This is a genomic window from Bradyrhizobium zhengyangense, assembly GCF_022012435.1.
GTDB classification, from domain to species: Bacteria; Pseudomonadota; Alphaproteobacteria; order Rhizobiales; family Xanthobacteraceae; genus Bradyrhizobium; species Bradyrhizobium zhengyangense.
This window is the reverse complement of record NZ_JAKLUA010000002.1, coordinates 654687-673277: the sequence shown is the minus strand read 5'-3', so window position 1 is coordinate 673277 and position 18591 is coordinate 654687. Positions and strand designations below refer to the sequence as shown.

16 protein-coding genes are annotated in these 18591 nt (G+C 64.9%); 4 read left to right on the top strand and 12 right to left on the bottom strand.

Annotation, left to right across the window (positions count from 1 at the left end):
- Window positions 1-398: 398 nt before the first annotated feature.
- The 4 genes from L6637_RS11500 to L6637_RS11485 form a co-directional block, all read right to left on the bottom strand.
- Window positions 399-623, bottom strand: a complete 225-nt coding sequence (locus L6637_RS11500) for a LapA family protein (protein WP_237863792.1) — start codon at window positions 621-623, stop codon at window positions 399-401.
- A gap of 22 nt (window positions 624-645) precedes the next feature.
- Window positions 646-1221 carry an HdeD family acid-resistance protein gene (locus L6637_RS11495; protein ID WP_237863791.1) on the bottom strand — a complete coding sequence of 192 codons (576 nt, stop codon included), beginning with the start codon at window positions 1219-1221 and terminating at the stop codon, window positions 646-648.
- 103 nt (window positions 1222-1324) lie between these two features.
- Entirely contained in the window at window positions 1325-2848 is a 1524-nt protein-coding gene (locus L6637_RS11490) for an FAD-dependent oxidoreductase (RefSeq protein WP_237870684.1), read from the bottom strand.
- 66 nt (window positions 2849-2914) lie between these two features.
- The gene (locus L6637_RS11485; RefSeq protein ID WP_237870683.1) at window positions 2915-3805 is read right to left on the bottom strand and encodes an alpha/beta fold hydrolase; all 891 of its coding nucleotides are present in this window, start codon (window positions 3803-3805) and stop codon (window positions 2915-2917) included.
- A 98-nt stretch (window positions 3806-3903) separates the two neighbouring features.
- Here L6637_RS11485 and L6637_RS11480 point away from each other — a divergent pair, with 98 nt between their 5' ends.
- The 4 genes from L6637_RS11480 (at window position 3904) to L6637_RS11465 (ending at window position 6385) form a co-directional block, all read left to right on the top strand.
- Window positions 3904-4236: a hypothetical protein gene (locus L6637_RS11480; protein WP_237870681.1), complete on the top strand. Its 333-nt coding sequence runs from the start codon at window positions 3904-3906 to the stop codon at window positions 4234-4236.
- Window positions 4237-4522: 286 nt separating this feature from the next.
- Window positions 4523-5062, top strand: a complete 540-nt coding sequence (locus L6637_RS11475; RefSeq protein ID WP_333909386.1) for a sigma-70 family RNA polymerase sigma factor — start codon at window positions 4523-4525, stop codon at window positions 5060-5062.
- A gap of 1 nt (window position 5063) precedes the next feature.
- The gene (locus L6637_RS11470) at window positions 5064-5717 is read left to right on the top strand and encodes a ChrR family anti-sigma-E factor (protein ID WP_237870679.1); all 654 of its coding nucleotides are present in this window, start codon (window positions 5064-5066) and stop codon (window positions 5715-5717) included.
- A 68-nt stretch (window positions 5718-5785) separates the two neighbouring features.
- Window positions 5786-6385 carry a sigma-70 family RNA polymerase sigma factor gene (locus L6637_RS11465; RefSeq protein ID WP_237870677.1) on the top strand — a complete coding sequence of 200 codons (600 nt, stop codon included), beginning with the start codon at window positions 5786-5788 and terminating at the stop codon, window positions 6383-6385.
- 5 nt (window positions 6386-6390) lie between these two features.
- Here the strand turns inward: L6637_RS11465 and L6637_RS11460 are convergent, their stop codons facing one another.
- From L6637_RS11460 to L6637_RS11425, 8 genes are all read right to left on the bottom strand, one after another.
- A complete protein-coding gene (locus L6637_RS11460; protein WP_237863784.1) occupies window positions 6391-6843 on the bottom strand; it encodes a TspO/MBR family protein in 453 nt (150 codons plus the stop codon).
- Between the two features lie 86 nt (window positions 6844-6929).
- On the bottom strand, window positions 6930-7757 hold the full coding sequence (locus tag L6637_RS11455; RefSeq protein ID WP_237863783.1) for an HD domain-containing protein: 828 nt from the start codon (window positions 7755-7757) through the stop codon (window positions 6930-6932).
- A gap of 287 nt (window positions 7758-8044) precedes the next feature.
- Window positions 8045-9679, bottom strand: a complete 1635-nt coding sequence (locus L6637_RS11450) for a tetratricopeptide repeat protein (protein WP_237870675.1) — start codon at window positions 9677-9679, stop codon at window positions 8045-8047.
- A gap of 172 nt (window positions 9680-9851) precedes the next feature.
- Window positions 9852-10730 carry a transglutaminase family protein gene (locus L6637_RS11445; RefSeq protein WP_237870673.1) on the bottom strand — a complete coding sequence of 293 codons (879 nt, stop codon included), beginning with the start codon at window positions 10728-10730 and terminating at the stop codon, window positions 9852-9854.
- Window positions 10727-13252, bottom strand: coding sequence for a circularly permuted type 2 ATP-grasp protein (locus tag L6637_RS11440; protein WP_237870671.1), 2526 nt, complete (start codon window positions 13250-13252; stop codon window positions 10727-10729). The genes L6637_RS11445 and L6637_RS11440 overlap by 4 nt, the downstream gene beginning before the upstream one ends.
- Before the next feature lie 27 nt (window positions 13253-13279).
- Window positions 13280-16549: a transglutaminase family protein gene (locus tag L6637_RS11435; RefSeq protein WP_237870669.1), complete on the bottom strand. Its 3270-nt coding sequence runs from the start codon at window positions 16547-16549 to the stop codon at window positions 13280-13282.
- Between the two features lie 166 nt (window positions 16550-16715).
- Window positions 16716-18020, bottom strand: coding sequence for a methyl-accepting chemotaxis protein (locus tag L6637_RS11430; RefSeq protein ID WP_237870668.1), 1305 nt, complete (start codon window positions 18018-18020; stop codon window positions 16716-16718).
- Complete coding sequence (locus L6637_RS11425; protein ID WP_237863777.1) at window positions 17998-18519, bottom strand: PAS domain-containing protein; 522 nt, start codon at window positions 18517-18519, stop codon at window positions 17998-18000. The genes L6637_RS11430 and L6637_RS11425 overlap by 23 nt, the downstream gene beginning before the upstream one ends.
- Window positions 18520-18591 lie beyond the last annotated feature (72 nt).

The window sequence follows — 18591 nt, the reverse complement described above, 5'->3', positions numbered from 1 at the left end:
ACGCCGCGCGCCGCGGACGTCAAGGCTGGCCGTCGCTCCTGCCTCACCCCAAACTCCGCCCTTGCCAGGCCACGCCTGGACGGCCACAAGCACGGCGTCATTCTCGAAGCAATCGGGCGGATCTTTAATGGTTGCTACGGTACCGAGCGAGCGGGGAGCGCCCACTCACCCGGCTCGCTCACGTCCCGCGCAAGAGTTCGCGCGCGGCCACCCAGTCGTTGCCGTCGAACTGGAGCCTATAGCCGTGCTTGATCGGCCGGAAATCCTGCGGCGTGGTGTTGAGGATGGTTTCTCCCCGGCGCTTATCGTCCGCGCGAAGCGATCACGCGGCGTGCTGCCTTTTGCCAGTGCGTCAGCTCAGCGGAGTTCCGCGGGATGGTCTTGCGTCGAGTTGCTGGTTACTCGGCGCCGCGCTTCGATCCCGTATAGGAACGCCGCAACAACGCGAACAGGCTGCCGCCGGTCGCCGCTCCCAGCAGGTAGACGACCAGGGTCTGGACCGCGAGCGGCAGGCTGAGATTCATCCTGAAGAAGGAGATCGTGACCGTCTCGAAATTCTGTGCGGCAAAGATCACCGTCGCGGCAGCGAACAGAACGATGACGGCAATGTAGAGCCAACGCATCGCGTTCCCCTTCCCGTCCCGCCTAGTGCCGCCGTTTCAGGCTGAAGCCCAGGCTCACCCAGCCGGCGCCCGCCATGATCAAATCGATGCCGAGGAACAGGCCGAGGATGTAGACGCTGTTGACCGGCCAGCGCGCCACAATCAAGAGACCGAGCAGCAGCGTGATGGCGCCTGACAGCGCGACCCATACCCACGGACTCTCGCGCTTCATGCTGAAGGCGAGAAACAGCCTGACAGCGCCGGACGCGATCAACGATATGCCGAGAAACAGCGTCAGCAGGACTGCCGCGAACAGCGGATTATCGAAGGTGAGGATGCCGGCGATGACATAGAGCACGCCGAGCAGCACCCAGATCAGGAACTTGCCCCAGCTCTTCATCTGGAAGGCGCCGATGATCTCGGCGCCTCCGGCAACGATCATCATTGCGCCGACCACGATCACGCTCGCCACCGTCGCCATCACCACACTGCCGAGCGCGACGAAGCCGGCGATCAGGTAGACGACGCCGAGGGCGACGATCCAGCCCCATTTGCCGTGCAACGCAGCGATGCCGGAGCCGAGGCCAGGATGGGGAGAGGTATCCGAAGCAGACGTCATGACGCGCCTCCTGCATGTGATGCCCCAGAGCACATCTCAGGATAGCACGGCGCCGGGACGACAGCCAGCAGATCAGCCAGGCGGGCGCCAGCGTTGACGCAGATCAAGCGCGCGACCGCTCCATCTCAAGCTCGGCCTTGAGATTATCGAGATCGCGATAAATTGAGGCAACCGCGAGCACCCGGCCATCCTTGCGGTACTTCAGCAGGCAATCCCGGTCCTTGATGCTGCCGTCGATGGCGATGTCGTCAAAGCTCTCGGCGTGGCCGACATAGTTGATCGGCACGTCATAATGCTGGCTCCAGAAGAACGGCACGGCATCGAAACGCTCGCGCCTGCCGAGCATGTTGCGCGCCGCGGTCTGGCCCTGCCGCTCCGCCACCACCCAATGCTCGACGCGAATGGTCTGCCGCGAATGCGGATCGGGCCAGCGCGCGATATCGCCGGCCGCGAAGATTCCGGCGACGCAGGTCTCCAGATATTCGCTCACGCTGACGCCGCGATCGACGGCAAGCCCCGCCTGCTCGGCCAGCACCAGGCGTGGCTTGACGCCGATGCCTGCTACAACGAGGTCGGCCTCGATGACAGCGCCGCTCTTCAGCGTCGCACGCGTGCCTTCGAGCTTTTCCACGGTGTCCTCGAGGTGGAAGACCACACCGTTCTCTTCATGCAGCGCACGAATGAAGTCGCCCATCTCGGGGCCGAGCACCTTCTGCATCGGCCGCTCCTCGGGCGCGACCACGTGGACCTCGATCTTGCGCGCCCGCAAGGAGGCAGCAACCTCAAGCCCGATGAAGCTGGCGCCGATCACGAGCGCGCGCTTGGCACTCCCTGATGCCTTGATGATGGCGCGGCTGTCGGCGACGGAGCGCAAGGTGTGGACATGCAGCTGGTCGGCGCCTGCAATCTGGAGCTTGACCGGCTCCGCACCGGTCGCAAGCAGCAGCCGATCGAATGGCAGCTTGTCGCCATTGCCGAGCGTGACGCTCCGCGTCTTCGGGTCGATCCCCGAGACATCAGTGTTCAGCCTGATATCGATGCCGGCGTCCCGGTAATAGTCCTCGCCGCGCAGCGGCAGCCAGTCTTCCGGCGCGTTGCCGGCGAGATAATCCTTGGAGAGGTTGGGCCGGTCGACCGGCATTGCGCCGTCATTGCTGAGCATGGTGATGGCGCCGGCAAATCCTTCGCGGCGAAGCGTCTCGGCCGCCGCAAAGCCAGCCGCGCCGCCGCCGACGATGACGAACTTTTCGGGTGTCGGCGCGCTGCGATGAGCCGTCCGCGGCTTCGGCGCTTCGCGCTTGCGCGCAACGGTGATCCTGTCCTGATCGCGCGCAACCTCCCACACCGCCAGCGCACTCAGCGCCGGCGGCCGCGTGGCTTCGCCCGTGCGCAAGGCGAAGCAGGCATGATGCCAGGGGCAGCGGATGGTGTCGTCAACCACCAGCCCCTCGGCAAGTGGGCCGTGATAGTGGCTGCAAAGCGGCTCGATCGCGAAGATCTCACCGCCGGCATGGACGAGCAAAACGTCCTCCTCACCGACATGGCCGAGCAATTTTCCGTCCTTGAACGCGCTCAGCGACACGCCCTTGGTCAGGTCGGATCCGCTCGGCTTCTTGTCTTCGGTCATGGTCATCTCCCTGGCAGTTCAGGATTGGACGACGGCAGCCGCGAAAAGTTCCTGCGATCGGGAAAATCAGGATGCCGCTTTCCGTACGTCCAGCACGGCCTGCGCCCATTCGGCCGGCCGTTCCTGCGGCAGATTGTGGCCGGCACCGGCGAAGACGCGCCGCTCGAAGAAGCCCTCGAATTTCTCCGCGTGGTGGGCGGTGCCCGGGATGACGCCGTCGCTGTCGCCGTCGATCGCGATGGTGGGGACGCGGACCTGTGGCTGCGCGGCGAGCTTCGCTTCGATCGCGACGTAGGCGGGATCGCCTTCGACCAGCGCGAAGCGATGGCGATAGGAATGGATCACGACGTCGACGAAGTCGGGATTGTCGAACGACACCGCGCTCTTTTCGAATGTCGCATCGTCGAATTGCCATTTGGGCGACCACATCATCCAGAGCTGCCGGGCGAAGCCGCGCCTGTTGCGCTCCAGCGCGCGGCGGCCGCGCTCGTTGTGGAAGAGATATTGATACCAAAGCGCCGCCTCCACCGGCGGCGAGGCCGGCTCCATCGCGCGCGCGATGTTCTGGATGTTGTAGGTATTGCCGGAGACGAGCCCGACGACGCGCTCAGGGTGCAGCACCGAGACGACGCAGGCCGCGCGGCCGCCCCAATCATAGCCACCGACGACGGCGCGTTCGATTTCGAGCGCGTCCATGAAGGCCAGCAGATCGGCACCCAGCGCCGCCTGCTCGCCGGACCGCAACGTCTGAGCCGAACGGAACCGCGTCGGCCCGTACCCGCGCAGCCACGGCACCAGCACCCGCGCGCCGGCCTGCGCGATGATCGGCGCGGCCTCGGCATAGGCGTTCACGTCATAGGGAAAACCGTGGCCCATGATGCAGGGCCAGCCATCGGGCGCGCCGTAGTCGAGATAGGCAATGTCCAGAACGTCAGTCGTAACGGATTTGTATTGCATGCTGCTCACTCGACCTGGCGCTCGAGCCTAACTCGCGCCCGTCGGTGATCCAACTCCTTTTGCGCACCGTTCCTGCCGCATCACGATCGAGGTGCAGCATGGTCTATGTCTCCATGACCGGCTTCCGCCCGCGCGGTATCGCACAGTTGCCGCGATTCTGGTGGCGAACGGTCCAATCGCTGGCGCAGGCGCGTCGTGCCGCCGGAGTTGTCGCAGTCGAAGCGAAGGTCGTCGGCGGAACTTATCACACGCTGACGGCATGGTCGGATCTTGTCAGCATGCGCCATTTCGTTGCGAGCGGAGCGCATCTCAAGGCGATGAAGAACATCCGCAGCCTCGGGACTGGCAAAATCTTCGGCTACGCGCCCGATCACCTTCCCGATTGGGACACGGTCTACGAGCTCTGGAAGCTGCATGGCCGAGAGGTTTGACCGGCCGTCTCAGGCGGCCTCGACGCCTTCTCGTCGTCGATCCCTGAGGTTCCGGCTCGCGCCGCTTGTCGTGGCCGCGCAGGGCCTCTAAAAAAGAGGACTCCTTGAGTGATCCGGCTGACCGCGCCCGTCGTTAGGGACTGGACATGTCAACCGAGGCTCCATGACGACCGGTCTTCGCGCTGTGAGCAGGTCCGTGTGGCGCAGGACCCCTGCGGCGGCTGCTCGGCGGGACCGGCCTCGCGGATTTTCAGGCGAAAGGCCCAACGAAAGGCCCAAGGCGACCGTGGAATGGGCTGAATTGATCGGACGCGTGGCGGCCCATGGCGATCGGGGCGCGTTCAAGCTGTTGTTCGAGCATTTTGCTCCGCGCGTGAAGGGATTCCTGGTCAAGACCGGGATGAGCGCCGATGCCGCGGAGGAGATCGCGCAAATGACCCTGCTGACGGTGTGGCGGAAGGCGGCCCAATTCGACCCGGCGTCCGCGGGCGCGGCTGCGTGGATCTTCACGATCGCGCGCAATCTGCGCATCGATTCTGCCAGGGCTGCGGCGCGGCGGGCCAAGGCTGCCGTGAATGCAGAACGCGATGAAACGCCTGAGGTCGCTCTCTCGCCCGAGACCATGATGAGCCGGAGCGACGATGTATCGCGCGTATCGGCAGCGATCCAGCAATTGTCGGACGAGCAATCCACTGTGATCCGGATGTCGTTTATCGAGGAGCACCCGCACGGCGAGATCGCCGAGCGGCTCGGTATCCCGCTCGGGACGGTGAAGTCTCGCATCAGGCTCGCCATGGCGCGGCTCAAAGATCTCTTGGACGACTGACATGACCATCAACCACCATCCCCCCGAAGATCTGCTGGCGGATTTTGCCGCAGGCCGGCTCGACGAGGCCGACCGTCTCGTCATCGGCGTCCATGCCGCGCAATGCCCAAATTGCCAGCGCTTCATCGCCGCGATCGAGCAGCTTGCAGGTGCCGCGCTCGAACAGGCCGCTCCGGTCGCCATGGCGGACGACGCGTTCGCGACCATCATGGCTGCGATCGACGAGCCGAAGACGGCATCGACGCCGGCGCCGACCTCTTCGCAGCCGGTGCCGCTGCTCGACGACGACCTGCCCGAGATGCTGCGCAGATGCCGGTTCGCCAAGAGCCGGCGCGTGGCGCCGGGCGTCAAGATGCAACCGATCGTCCTGCCCGGCGCGGATAAGTCGCGCGCGTTCCTGCTGTGGTCCGCGCCCGGAACGCGCATGCTGGAGCATTCGCACACCGGGACCGAGCTGACCCTGGTGCTCAAAGGCAGCTTCAGCCATCAGGGCGGCGAATACCGGCCAGGCGATTTCGACTTCGGCGACGGCGAGGTCGATCACCAGCCGCTCGTCGGCAGCGACATGCCGTGCCTGTGCCTTGTGGCCATGAGCGGGGACTTGCAGATGCACGGCTGGCTTGGCCGATTGATCTCGCCCTTCGTGCGGCTTTGAGCGCCCTCATGTGATCCAGTCGCGTCGCGCCGTCGTTCTGCTGGCAGGTAATGCTGGAGGACGAGGGAATGAGCTGCGGCAGACTGACGGCACGGGACCCGACGATCGAGCGCTTGAGCGATCTTCTCGCCCGCGTCGGGCGCGGCGACCAGCGCGCCTTCGCCGAGCTCTTTGCCGCGACGCGCAACAAGCTGCGCAAGACGGCGCGCCCGATCGCGCCGTCCGATGCAGACCTCGACGATCTGCTCCAGGATGCTTATCTGAAGATCTGGAAGCATGCAGCTCACTTCGATCCGCTCCGTTCGTCACCGATCACCTGGATGTGCGCGATCATGCGCAACACCGCGATCGACGCAGCGCGGCTCAAGCAGGTGCCGACGGCGGAACTCGATGAAGCGCTGGCGGTGCCCGACACCGCCTCGACCGAAGACGCATTCGACTACGACTTAGCCCAGCCGATCGTCGCGCGCGCGATCGAGCGGCTCCCGGATCAGCGCCGGCAGTTGCTGTCGCGCGCCTATCTTGACGGTGAAAGCCGGTTGATGCTGGCGCAGCGCTTCGGAGTTCCGGTCGGTACGATCAAGACCTGGCTGCGACGCACGCTGGACTCGGTCCGACGCGATTGCGTCAAACCCGGGACGAGTGGTGCAGTCGCGCAGACCGGCTGAGCCGCTCAATTGAGCAGCCAGATGCTCGCATTGAGCAGCGTGGCGAACGCCACCCACGCGGCATAGGGCAGGAACAGCACCGCCGCAGCTCGGTCGGCTCGCCAACAAACGACAATGAAGCCGATAATCGTGACAAGCAGGACGACGATCACCGCAAGGGCGAGATCAATACGATGCGCCGAGAAAAACACCGGCGACCAGATGAAGTTGAGCAGCATCTGCGCGCCCCACAGCGCCATGCCCACGCCGCGTTTGTCCCTTTCCCAGGTTCGCCAGCCGGCCACAGCGATCAAGACATAAATCACCGACCAAACCGGAGCAAATATCCAGTTCGGCGGATTGAACGGCGGCTTGTGCAGGGCGGCGTACCATTCGCCGGGAAGATTGATCGTCCCGACCGCGATCCCGATTCCGACAGTTGCGACAACAAAGGCCGCGAGGCCGCCAAACTTCTGCATGTGTGTGATCCGAAACTGCTGCGCAACGTCCTCTCAACGTGCGGTCAGCGTAGTCGGATCACCCGGAAGCCCAAAACCTTCCACGGCTATTTCTGCGGTCCGGACAACGAGATATCGCGTTCGGCGCGGAACACGTTGCTGTAGAGATTGGCGATCCACTGCCGGCCGATCTCGGTCTTGTTGAGATAGCCGATCTCGGTCTGGATGTGCGGTGCGACGCTGTTCCAATAGAATTGCGGATAACGGTTCACGATGTCCGCGGGCGAATCGTAGCCGAGTTGGCGGTTCATGCCGACCTCCTCGAACTCGTAATAGAGCGCATTGGCCTTGCGCAGATAGTTGGGATCGCCGAGCTGGCCGATGAAGTCGGCGGCACGTAGGATCGAGGCCTCGTCGTCATATTCCTGGCCCTGGCGCGCCGGAAAGCGCGTGCCTTCGATGGCGCGGGCGACGCGCTCCGGATCAACTCCCGGAATATGCCGCAACCTCCGCGTGACATACAGCTTCGAGCGATCGACATGATACATCATCAGGCTCGCATCCGATGCACCGCGCGGCAATGAGATCTTGGTGTCGGCCGCATCGATGACGAAGCCGTCGGCGTCGTCCTCCTCGAACAGCCCGCGCACATAGCCGATGTCGTGGGCGAGGCAGGCGATCAGGACATGAACGTAATCTTCACCCGACAGATGGGTGTGAAGGCTTCGGCCGCGGAGAATGGCCTGGGCTGCCAGCGTCACCAGCATCGTATGCTCGATATTGTGATAGAGCGCATCGCTGTTGCCGATGCATTCCATCGCGGTGCGCGTCGCGCTTTCGACGATACTTGCGGAAGCCTCATCGTACCGGCGACGCATGAAGCTACCGAGGAATTCCTCGAGGGATTCAGCCGCCAGTCGCGGTAACGTGATCATGGGTGCAGCCCCGTCTGTCGGTGGTGTCCCACGGCAACTCCCGACGCCTCATTGTCGTCCTCGACGCAGGCTCCAGCATAGCCCAATCTGGGGCGACTGACCAAATCCCGGAACAAAAATACGTAAATATGTTACTCTGCCGCCGCGCAGCATCACGGTTGCGGTCACGGTCCGATGCAGCCCGCGGCCAGGCGCCGGCCGTTCATCTTGCAAGGGACACACCATGAGTGCCGGGAGCGCTGCTGCGGCGCGGCTTGGACGCCTGCACCGCGTTGCGGACGGACGCGTCAATTCCCTCGCGCGAGGCGCGCAAGCATGCCGTCGAATGCGACCTTGATCCCGCGAATATACGGATTCTTGTAGGGAAATTCCGGATTCTGGTCGTGCACCAGCATGGAGGCGTTGACCTCGAACACGACGAGACGGCCGTCAGGGTCCAATCCGCAATCGATGCCGAAATAGTCGAGACCGATACGATCGCGAATGACTCGCAACGCCGCATAGTGGCGCGGGCTGAAGACCTGCTCGGGGGCACGCAGAAAGTGCTCCTCCTCGGCCTGCATCCAGGCATGACGGCCCATCTCCGTCGCATCGCGATGGAGCTTCCAGTCGTCGCCAATCGCCAGATGATAGGGCAGGATTTCCTCGCCCACGAACAAGAACCTGTACTTGCGGAAAAAGCCGTCTGCAGAGCGATAATCGATATAGTCGATCACGTAGCGGTCATGGTCCGCATGTGCCGCGAGGAACGAGACCAGTGCAGCCAGATCGTCGAGCTTCTCGAAGAGGTCGCCACCATGCATGCCGGCCTGTCGCGCCAGCACTGGAAAAGCGAGCTTGAGACCATCAGGGAGCCCCTCGCCGGCTGCGATACGGACCGTGCGTGGCACGCGGCAGCCCTCGACGTCGGCGAGCGCCAGAGCCGTGGCGTCGCGCGTCGTACTCCGGATTTTTGCGGGATCGTTGACGACTGGCTTGCCGAGATCGCGTGCAATGGCCGTGGCGAGCGGAAGCACTTCCGTGCCCTGATCGGCGTCTGAGACGAGGTTGACGACGATGTCAGCCTCACGCGCCAGCAGCGCGATATCCGGTTGGCAACCGGGCAAGAGCGACAGGATGCAGGTCTCGTAGCCGCAATCCTTGAACAGGAATTCGACCGGCGTGTTGCCGACAAAAGGTGCAAACAGCGCCAGCGCCCGAAACGCAGGCGGCGACTGGGTCGCCTGTCTGCACAGGATCGGATGCACTTGCGCAGCGCGGGCGTAAGCGACCTCCGCCTGCTCCTCTTCGCCGCGCACCTGACGGATCGCCCCGACCCAGTAAAAATTCTCGGCCTGTTCGGGCGCGAGCGCCATGGCCTGCTCGAATTGCGCGACGGCCTCACCGGTCTCGCCGAGCTCGAAGCAGACCTTGCCGAGCTGGCTGCGGAGATCCGCGTCATCGGGCGTCTCCTCGATCAATTCGAGCAGCAAAGTCTTGGCGATCACGAACTGCCGCGTCGCCACCAGCGCCTCGACCAAATTGGTACGCGACGGCCGATGGCCCGGATTGCGCCTGAGCGCCTCCAGATACAGCGAAATCGCATCCTGAATCATGCCGGTGCGCTGGTGGACGATGCCGAGATTGCACCAGCAGGCGACGAGATGCGGCGCGATGCGCAACGCTGCCTTGTAGTTCTCGGCTGCAGAACAGATGTCGTCGCAAAGCATGAAGGCATTGGCGAGCGCCGCATGCAGATCGGCAACGCCGTCGACGACGACACCGATCGACGCCGTCGTCGCAAGCGCGAGTCCGGCCTGAAATACCGCGATTGCGGGCTTGATCTCGCCGCGCCGGTAGTGTTCGCGGCCGGTGCGCAGCATGTCCGCAATATTTGGCGTGCCGGCGGCAGGCTGCGCGAGGGCCATCGATGGTGACGTCATGGGGTCCGGCGGTGACGCCCCCGAAGCAGCGTTGAACCTGAGCCAACATGTCGCGGGGTAGCGTTAACAGCGTGTTAATGAACCGCCGTTCGGCAGATCGAGGAAATACGATGAAACAAATTTCCCGCAACCAGACGCATTCGGTCACACAGCGGAGTCCGTGAAACGACGGTCATTCCACCAGCAGCACGTCCACGGCGACGCCGAGCTTCTGCTTCGGCGAGCCGACGATGATGCCGTCGACCGGAGACACATCGGAGAAGTCGCGGCCGATCGCCAGCACGATGTGGTCGTTGGCGACCAGGAGATCGTTGGTCGGATCGAAATCAATCCAACCGAGCTCCGCCCCACACCATAGCGACACCCAGGCATGGGTTGCGTCCGCGCCCTGCAAGCGCGTCTGGCCCGGCGGCGGAATGGTGCGCAAATAACCGCTGACATAGGCCGCAGGCAGGCCGAGCCCGCGAAGCCCCGCGATCATGACATGCGCAAAATCCTGGCAGACGCCATGGCGCTTGTCGAAGACCTCGTTGAGCGGCGTCGAGATGGCGGTGGCCTTGGGATCGTAGCGAAACTCGGCGCGGATGCGATGCATGAGATCAACCGCGCCGGCGATGATGCCGGTATCGGGCTTGAAGCTCTCCACGGCATAGGCGCTGACGGGGCGCAGAACAGGCACCAGCGGGCTCGCAAAGACATAGCCGACCGGCGAGGATGGCCCGAGACTCGTGGCTTCGAAGGCAATATCGCGGATGCTCTCCCAGGACGGGCTCGCGGCATCGCGCGCCGGCGGCTTGCGATCGACTGAAACACGCGAGCGCGAGTCGATGCGCAAATTGCGATGCGCGGCCTCGATCACGATGCTCTCGGTCAGCGTGCCAAAGAAGTCGCGCCGGACGTTGCGCTCCGACGGGCGCGGGCGGATTTCGACCTTGTGCGAGATCAACTCCTGACCGTGACCGCTGTTCGGCTCGAGCCGCAGCGTGCAGCGGGCGAAGCTGACCGGGCTCTCATATTCGTAGGTGGTGACGTGCCGGATGTCGTAGATCACGCCAGCCCCGTCAATTTTTCGGGCCGGCTCGCATTCGGGCCGTGCGGGAAATAATGCAGCCCGATCGCCTCGGCGAGGCTGAGCAGATCCTGCTCCAGCGCAAACAGCGCCTTGACCTCGAGCTTCTCCGCCTCCGCGGTCGCCAGCATCGCCTGCACCGCCACCGCAAGCCGCTGCGGCTTTTCGATCAGGCCGTGCTCCTTCAGGCTCGGCAGCGCCGCGATATGCTCGTTCAGGGTCGCGACCTGGAACGCGACCGAGCGCGGATTGTAGCTGTCGAGCACCGCGAGATCGCGCACCGGCGCCAGGATCGGCGCGAGCAGATAGCGCGAGCGATAGGTGATCTGGGAATCCACCAGCGTCAGCAGGATGTCGAGATCCTCATCGCCCGCCTCGTCATAGGCGAACTGCCGTGCAAAGCGCGTGGTGTTGATGGCGCGCTCGGTACGGCGTCCGATATCGAGGAAGCGCCAGCCGGCGGCGCGGTTCATGTTCTCCTGCGCAAGACCTGCAAAGCTGGCGAGCTCCTGCAGGGTCAGCTCGGCCGCGCTCAGCACACTGTCGTCGTCCTCGACCTCGTAGGAGAGACGCTCGGCCATCTCGGTGATGACCTGCCAGGCATCGGGCGACAGCCGCTCGCGCAAGGAGGTGGCCGTGCGCAGCGCCGAGCGCACCAGCGACAACGCCGAGCCGAAACGCGCCTCGCTCTGCAACGCTTCAGCGACGATACGGCTCGGGGCCGCGCGCGAGGTCTGTGAGATCGCCCCCCAGGTCACCAGCAGGCGCTGGATCCGTTCGGCCGATTGCAGCGAAGCCGCGGTGCCCTTGTTGGGTCCACTTGGCGAGCCCAGCGCGCGTACCAGCCGCAGCGTTGCTTCGGCACGTTCGAGATAGCGGCCAAGCCAGAACAGATTGTCGGCGGCGCGGCTCGGCAGCACACCAGCGATACGGCGGATCCGCACCTTGTCGGTTGCCGGCAGCAGAGATGCGGTCGAGACCTTCTTCTCGGAGACAACCCAGACATCAGCGGCACGCGCACCATCGCCCATCGACACCGCGCGCGCGTCCGCCTGCTCGGCGATCCGGCAGAAGCCGCCGGGCATGATGGCCCAGCCATCGGGCGTTGCGGCCGCAAACACACGCAGCACGAACGGCCGCGGCGTCAACTGGCCCTGCTCCCACACCGGCATGGTGGAGAGACGCACCACCTCCTGGCCGACATAATCCATGCCGCGCGCGCCGATGGCATCCACCAGGCGCTGACGTCCTGCTACATCGAGCCCGCTTGCGAGCACCGGACCGTTGCTATCGAAGCCGGGAACACCGCGCTGGTAGGCGCCTTCGATCGCGACCTCGTTGAGCCGCGACAGCACCTCGTCACGCGCCGATTTCTGACCGCACCACCAGGTCGCGATATGCGGCATCTTCAGCTCTTCGCCGAGCAGTCGACGGCTGAGCGCCGGCAGGAAGCCGAGCAGCGCCCTCGCCTCCAACACGCCCGAGCCGGGCATGTTGGCGACGACGACGCCGTCCTTGCGCAGCACGTCGATCAGGCCGGGCACGCCGAGATGCGAGGAGGCATCGAGCTCGAGCGGATCGAGCGAATTGGAATCAACACGGCGGAGCAGCACGTCGAGCCGCTTCAGGCCCGCGACGGTGCGGATGTGGATGCGGTTGTCGCTGACGGCGAGATCGTCACCCTCGACCAGCAGGAAGCCAAGATAGCGCGCCAGCGTCGCATGCTCGAAATAGGTCTCGCTGAAACTGCCGGGCGTGAGCACGCCGATGCGCGGCTCGTCGCGGTCGGCGCGCGCGCGAAGCGAATCGCGAAACGCCTCGAAGAACGGCGCGACGCGCGGCACGTTCATCGACTTGTAGAGATCGGAGAAGGCGCGCGAGAGCACGAGGCGATTCTCCAGCGCATAGCCTGCGCCCGACGGCGCCTGCGTGCGGTCGCCGAGCACCCACCAGCGGCCGTCGGGCCCGCGGCCGACATCGGCGGCATACAGCGAGAGATAGCGGCCGCCCGGCGGCGGCACGCCGCAGACGGGACGGAGATATTCGGGGCTGCCGGCGATCGCACCGGCAGGCAGCGCGCCGTCCGCGATCAGCCGGCCCTCGCCATAGATGTCGCGCAGCACGAGCTCGAGAAGTTCGGCGCGCTGGGTGATGCCGGCGCAGAGCTGCTTCCAGTCGGCTTCGTCGATCAGCAGCGGCAGATGACTGAGCATCCAGGGCCGGTCGGCGCTGTCGCCGGGGGCGCGATAGGTGACGCCGGCCTCGCGAAGGTGACGGTCGGCCATGCCGAAGCGCCGCTCGACCTCGTCAGGCGCCAACGCACCGAAAGCGTCGAAGAACCGGCTCCAGACCGCGCGGGGCGCACCGTCGGGCCCCAGGAACTCGTCGGGGATGCCCGGCAGGCGGCTGTAATCGCGGACCCATTGCGCGAGGCGGCGCTGGCCGTCGCGCTGGCTTTGCGCCTTACCTGTCCCTCTGTCGCCTTCGGCTGCGCCCTCGCCCATGCGCCTCTCCCTGCCCCACCATCATACTCATTGCAGGAGCGGGGTCCGCAAGTCGAGGGTTAGCGGGAATTCATTTGTGCGTTCCTCGGGCGGCGGCTGCATCGGCCCCGGCGTATGGCCGTGGTCCTGGAAGCGCGCCAGCCGCCGCGCCTCGGCCTCGTAGGTGTTGACGGGCTTGGTCTCGTAGTTGCGACCGCCGGGATGGGCGACGTGATAAACGCAGCCGCCGAGCGAGCGGCCGTTCCAGCTGTCGATCAAGTCAAAAGTCAGCGGCGCATGGACCGGGATGGTCGGGTGCAGGCCGGAGGCCGGCTGCCAGGCCTTGAAGCGGACCCCGGCCACGGCCTCGGCCGAGCGGCCGGTCGAGGTCATCGGCAGGCGGCGGCCGTTGCAGGCGATGATGTGGCGGCCTTCGACGAAGCCCTCGGCCTTGACCTGAAGCCGTTCGACGGACGAATCGACATAGCGCACGGTGCCGCCGGCCGAGCCTTCTTCGCCCAGGACATGCCAGGGCTCCAGCGCCTGCCGCAGCTCCATCGTCACGCCGCCGTGGTGGACGCGGCCAAAGGCGGGGAAACGGAATTCAAGCTGGGCCAGATACCATTCCGGCTCGAATGCATAGCCGAAGTTTTTCAGCTCGGAGAGCACGTCCTGAAAATCTTCCCAGATGAAATGCGGCAGCATGAAGCGGTCATGCAGCGCCGTGCCCCAGCGCACGAACTTGCCTTGTTGCGGCTCACGCCAGAATTTTGCGATCAGCGCGCGGATCAGGAGCTGCTGCGCCAATGACATCCGCGGATCCGGCGGCATTTCGAGCGCGCGGAATTCGACGAGACCGAGACGTCCCGTCGGACCATCAGGCGAATAGAGCTTGTCGATGCAGATCTCGGAGCGATGGGTGTTGCCGGTGATGTCGACCAGCAAATGCCGAAACAGCCGGTCCACCAGCCACAGCGGCACCTGGTAGCCCGGCGGCGGCACGTGCGAGAGTGCGATCTCGAGCTCATAGATGCTGTCGTGGCGGGCTTCGTCGATGCGCGGCGCCTGGCTGGTCGGGCCGATGAAAAGCCCGGAGAAGAAGTAGGACAGCGACGGATGCCGCTGCCAATAGAGCACGAGGCTCTTGAGGAGATCAGGCCGGCGCAGGAACGGCGAGTCCTGCGGGCTCAAGCCGCCGATCACGACGTGATTGCCGCCGCCGGTACCGGTGTGGCGGCCATCGAGCAGAAAACGATTGGCGCCGAGACGAACCTTGCCGGCGTCCTCATAGAGGCCCGAGGTGATCTCGACCGCATCGCGCCAGCTTTGCGCCGGCTGGATGTTGACCTCGATGACACCGGGATCCGGGGTCACCTTGATGACCTCGATGCGCGGATCGAACGGCGGCGCATAGCCCTCGACATGGACCTGAAGCTGCATCTCCTCGGCCGTGGCTTCGAGTGCCGCGACCAGCTCGAGATAATCCTCGATGCGCTCAACCGGCGGCATGAAGGCGCAGATCACGCCGTCGCGCACTTCGATCGACAGCGCGGTGCGCACGGGAACAGATGTGTTGAGCTGCTCGGGCGCAACCCGCTGCGGCGATTTCGGCCGCTCCGGGAGCGTGAACACCGGCAGCTTGCCGCGCGCCTCCATCGGGTCCTGCTCGACGATGTAGGGATATTGATTGGGCGGGACATAGCCGAGCGAGCCGAGCGGCAGGCGCAGGCCGAGCGGTGAATCGCCCGGCGACAGGAACAGATGACCGCGACGCAGTTGCCAACGCTCGCTGCGCCAGCGCGGCGGCGCGTTCCAGCGCTGCACCGGCAGCACGAAGCCGCGCGGCGCCCGCAGGCCCTGATTGAACACCCGCGCCATGCGCGCACGCGCTTCGGGATCCGACAGCTGGGAGTTCGAGGGATCGACGTTGATCGGAAGCTCGGCTTCCTTCTGGAGCCAATAGACGGTGTCCTCATAGGCCGGAATAATGTAGCCGGGATCTAGCCCGAGCCGAACCGCCGTGCCCTCCATGAAATCCTCGGCGTCCTCGGTCTGGGCGCGCTTGGGATTCTCGATCTTGGCGATGCGATCCGCGTTCTTCCAGATCGGCAGGCCGTCCTTGCGCCAGTACAGGCCGAAGGCCCAGCGCGGCAGGCTCTCGCCCGGATACCATTTGCCCTGGCCGTAATGCAGCAGGCCGCCCGGCGCGAAGCGATTGCGCAGCCGCCGGATCAAATCGTCGCCGAGCGCGCGCTTGGTCGGACCGACCGCCTCCGTATTCCACTCCGCCGCTTCGAGATCATCGACGGACACGAAGGTCGGTTCGCCGCCCATGGTGAGGCGCACATCCTGTGCGGCGAGGTCGCCGTCGACCTGCTCGCCGAGATCGTTGAGCCGCGCCCAGGAATCGTCCGAGAACGGCTTTGTGATGCGCGGCGCCTCGCGGATGCGCTTCACGCTCATATCGAAGGCGAACTCGACCTCGGCAAAGCCGGCGCCGCCCGAGATCGGCGCGGCCGAGCGATAATGCGGCGTGGCGGCCACGGGGATGTGCCCCTCGCCCGCCAGCATGCCCGACGTGGCGTCGAAACCGATCCAGCCCGCGCCCGGCAGATAGACCTCGGCCCAGGCATGCAGATCGGTGAAGTCGTTCTCGACCTCAGGCGGTCCCTCGATCGGATCGATGTCAGGGCGGATCTGGACCAGGTAGCCGGAGACGAAGCGCGCGGCGAGACCGAGATGACGGAAGGTCTGGATCAATAGCCAGGCCGAGTCGCGGCACGAGCCGGCGCAGGAGGTGAGCGTCTCCTCCGGCGTCTGCACGCCGGGCTCCATGCGGATGATGTAACTGATCTTCTTCTGCAGCTCGCGATTGAGGTCGACCAGGAAGTTGACCGTGTTCGGCGCCTCGCGTGGGATCGAGGCCAGATATTTTGCGAAGGCCGGATCGGGCTTGATGGTCTCGAGATACGGCGCCAGCTCAGTCTTGAGATCCTTTGGATACTCGAACGGAAAGCTGTCGGCATAGGGCTCGACAAAGAAGTCGAACGGATTGACCGTCGTCATCTGCGCCGTGAAGTCGACCTCGAATTTCAGCTCGGTGGTCTTCTCCGGAAAGACGTAGCGTGCCAGCCAGTTGCCCTGCGGGTCCTGCTGCCAGTTCACGAAGTGATTGGATGGCGTGACCTTGAGCGAATAGCTCAGGATCGGCGTCCGCGTATGCGGCGCCGGCCGCAGGCGGATGGTCTGCGGTCCCAGATCGATCGGGCGGTCGTATTTGTAGTGCGTGACGTGGTGTAATGCGACGTAGATCGACACGGGGTACGGTGCTCCAGCAGCTTTTTTGAGCAGAACACCTGATGTCAATGCGATCAAGCACTAACAACGGGCAGACCGTGCCTAGGAAGTATCCGCCGTCGTCCCGGACAAGCAGGATCCGTAGGGTGGGCAAAGCGAAGCGTGCCCACCCTACGATTCTAAAGCCTTACGCCGCCGAGGTCAGCCGCTGCAGAAACTGCGTCACCTCGCGCCGGAGCGTTCCGACCTCGCCGTGGACGCGCTCGGAGGCGCTGTTGACGCGGGCAGCGACGCGGCCGGTGTCGGCGGCGGCCTCGCTGATGCCTGTGACGTTGGAGGACATCTGCGCGGTACCGGCCGAGGCCTCCTGGACGTTGCGGGCGATCTCGCGGGTGGCAAAGCCCTGCTGCTCGATCGAGGTCGCGATCGAGGCGGTGATGTTGTTAATCTCGGCGATGGTCTGCGCGATCGCCTCGACGGCGGCGACCGAATTGGTGGTGGATTGCTGCATCTCGCCGACCTTGGCGCTGATCTCCTCGGTCGCCTTGGCGGTCTGGTTGGCCAGGCTCTTGACCTCGGACGCGACGACCGCAAAGCCGCGGCCGGCCTCGCCGGCGCGTGCCGCCTCGATGGTGGCGTTAAGCGCGAGGAGATTGGTCTGCGAGGCGATCTCGCTGATCAGCTTGACGACGTCGCCGATCCGCAGCGCCGCGTCCGCCAGGTTTCGGATCTCGCTGCCGGCGCGGTTGGCCTCGGTCACGGCACGGCCGGTGCTTGCGGTCGAGCCGGTGACCTGGCGGCCGATCTCGGCGATCGAGGATGCGAGCTGCTCGGCGGCGCTGGCGACGGTCGCGACGTTGCGCGAGGCCTGGTCGGAGGCGCTGAGCACGCCGGAGGTCTGGCGGCTGGTCTTCTCGGCCGCGGTCGCCATCTGGCCGGCGTCGGATTCGAGATCCGTCGCCGCGCCCATCAGCGTGCCGGCGACGCCGTCGAGATGGGTGCCAAACTGTCTTGCGAGATCGCCGATCTCGACCACGCGGCGGCCGAGGCTGTCAGTGCCCGAATTGATGACGGTGGCCGAGCGGCGAAAGGAGCCGGGCAAACCTCGCGCGAGGATCTTGCGGAAATACTTGCCGCGGCTGGCATAGTCCATCGACGCCGAAGCCTCGCGGACGAAGGCATCGGTGATGTCGAGCATATCGTTGACCGATTTCTGGATCAATCCGATCCGGCCGGCTTGACGATCGCTGAGGATACGCGCTTCGAGATCGCCCTGTGAAGCCTTGCGGCAGACGTCGGCCACCTCATCGACGGCCACCGCCGTGCGACGCTGGCACCAGACCGCGTAGCCGAGCAGCACAATGGTCGCGCCGAGCAATGCCGCAGCGGAAAGTCCGGTCACGCCAAGCAGCGCAAGTGCGAACGCAACGACGGCAAGAATGCATGCGAGCGCGGTCGCTCCCTGCGCCTTAGAGAGAGAGCACAAATTCATCGTAACCGACACCCTGTTGCTTTAGGAGTCCGACCATCGCATCGAAGCTCGCATGCATGCCGTCCTTGGCATTGGCGTGACGCGCCTCTTCGGCGCACAACGTCTTATAGATCGGCTTGATGCGCTCGATCTGGACGGGATCGGGCTTACGACGGTTGGAGTGATAGCCGACGATATTGCCGCGCTCGTCGAACGTCGGCGTGACGTGCGCAAACACCCAGTAATGGCTGCCATCCTTCGCCAGATTGACGACGTAGGCGAATATCTCCTGCTTGGATTGCAGCGTGTCCCACAGCAGCTTGAAGACGGCGCGCGGCATGTCGGGATGACGGATCAGGCTGTGGGGCGCGCCCATCAGCTCCGCGTAGGAATATTTGGCCATGCGAACGAAGACGTCGTTGGCGTAAGTGATGCGGCCTTTCAGATCGGTCTTCGATACGATCAGCTCTTCCTCGCCGAGGAAGCTCTCCACACCAGTCGGCCGTATCGCACGCGTCATCGTTGACGAATCCTGTCGAAGGGCAGCGCCCTCGAAGGAGTCGCCCGCATGACCCAACGAATACGGTGCGAA

Bases quoted from the DNA above. Each gene is read 5' to 3' on its own strand.
- L6637_RS11500 (WP_237863792.1), bottom strand. From the start codon at position 623: ATGCGTTGGCTCTACATTGCCGTCATCGTTCTGTTCGCTGCCGCGACG.
- L6637_RS11495 (WP_237863791.1), bottom strand. From the start codon at position 1,221: ATGACGTCTGCTTCGGATACCTCTCCCCATCCTGGCCTCGGCTCCGGC.
- L6637_RS11490 (WP_237870684.1), bottom strand. From the start codon at position 2,848: ATGACCGAAGACAAGAAGCCGAGCGGATCCGACCTGACCAAGGGCGTG.
- L6637_RS11485 (WP_237870683.1), bottom strand. From the start codon at position 3,805: ATGCAATACAAATCCGTTACGACTGACGTTCTGGACATTGCCTATCTC.
- L6637_RS11480 (WP_237870681.1), top strand. From the start codon at position 3,904: ATGGTCTATGTCTCCATGACCGGCTTCCGCCCGCGCGGTATCGCACAG.
- L6637_RS11470 (WP_237870679.1), top strand. From the start codon at position 5,064: ATGACCATCAACCACCATCCCCCCGAAGATCTGCTGGCGGATTTTGCC.
- L6637_RS11465 (WP_237870677.1), top strand. From the start codon at position 5,786: ATGAGCTGCGGCAGACTGACGGCACGGGACCCGACGATCGAGCGCTTG.
- L6637_RS11460 (WP_237863784.1), bottom strand. From the start codon at position 6,843: ATGCAGAAGTTTGGCGGCCTCGCGGCCTTTGTTGTCGCAACTGTCGGA.
- L6637_RS11455 (WP_237863783.1), bottom strand. From the start codon at position 7,757: ATGATCACGTTACCGCGACTGGCGGCTGAATCCCTCGAGGAATTCCTC.
- L6637_RS11450 (WP_237870675.1), bottom strand. From the start codon at position 9,679: ATGACGTCACCATCGATGGCCCTCGCGCAGCCTGCCGCCGGCACGCCA.
- L6637_RS11440 (WP_237870671.1), bottom strand. From the start codon at position 13,252: ATGGGCGAGGGCGCAGCCGAAGGCGACAGAGGGACAGGTAAGGCGCAA.
- L6637_RS11430 (WP_237870668.1), bottom strand. From the start codon at position 18,020: ATGAATTTGTGCTCTCTCTCTAAGGCGCAGGGAGCGACCGCGCTCGCA.
- L6637_RS11425 (WP_237863777.1), bottom strand. From the start codon at position 18,519: ATGACGCGTGCGATACGGCCGACTGGTGTGGAGAGCTTCCTCGGCGAG.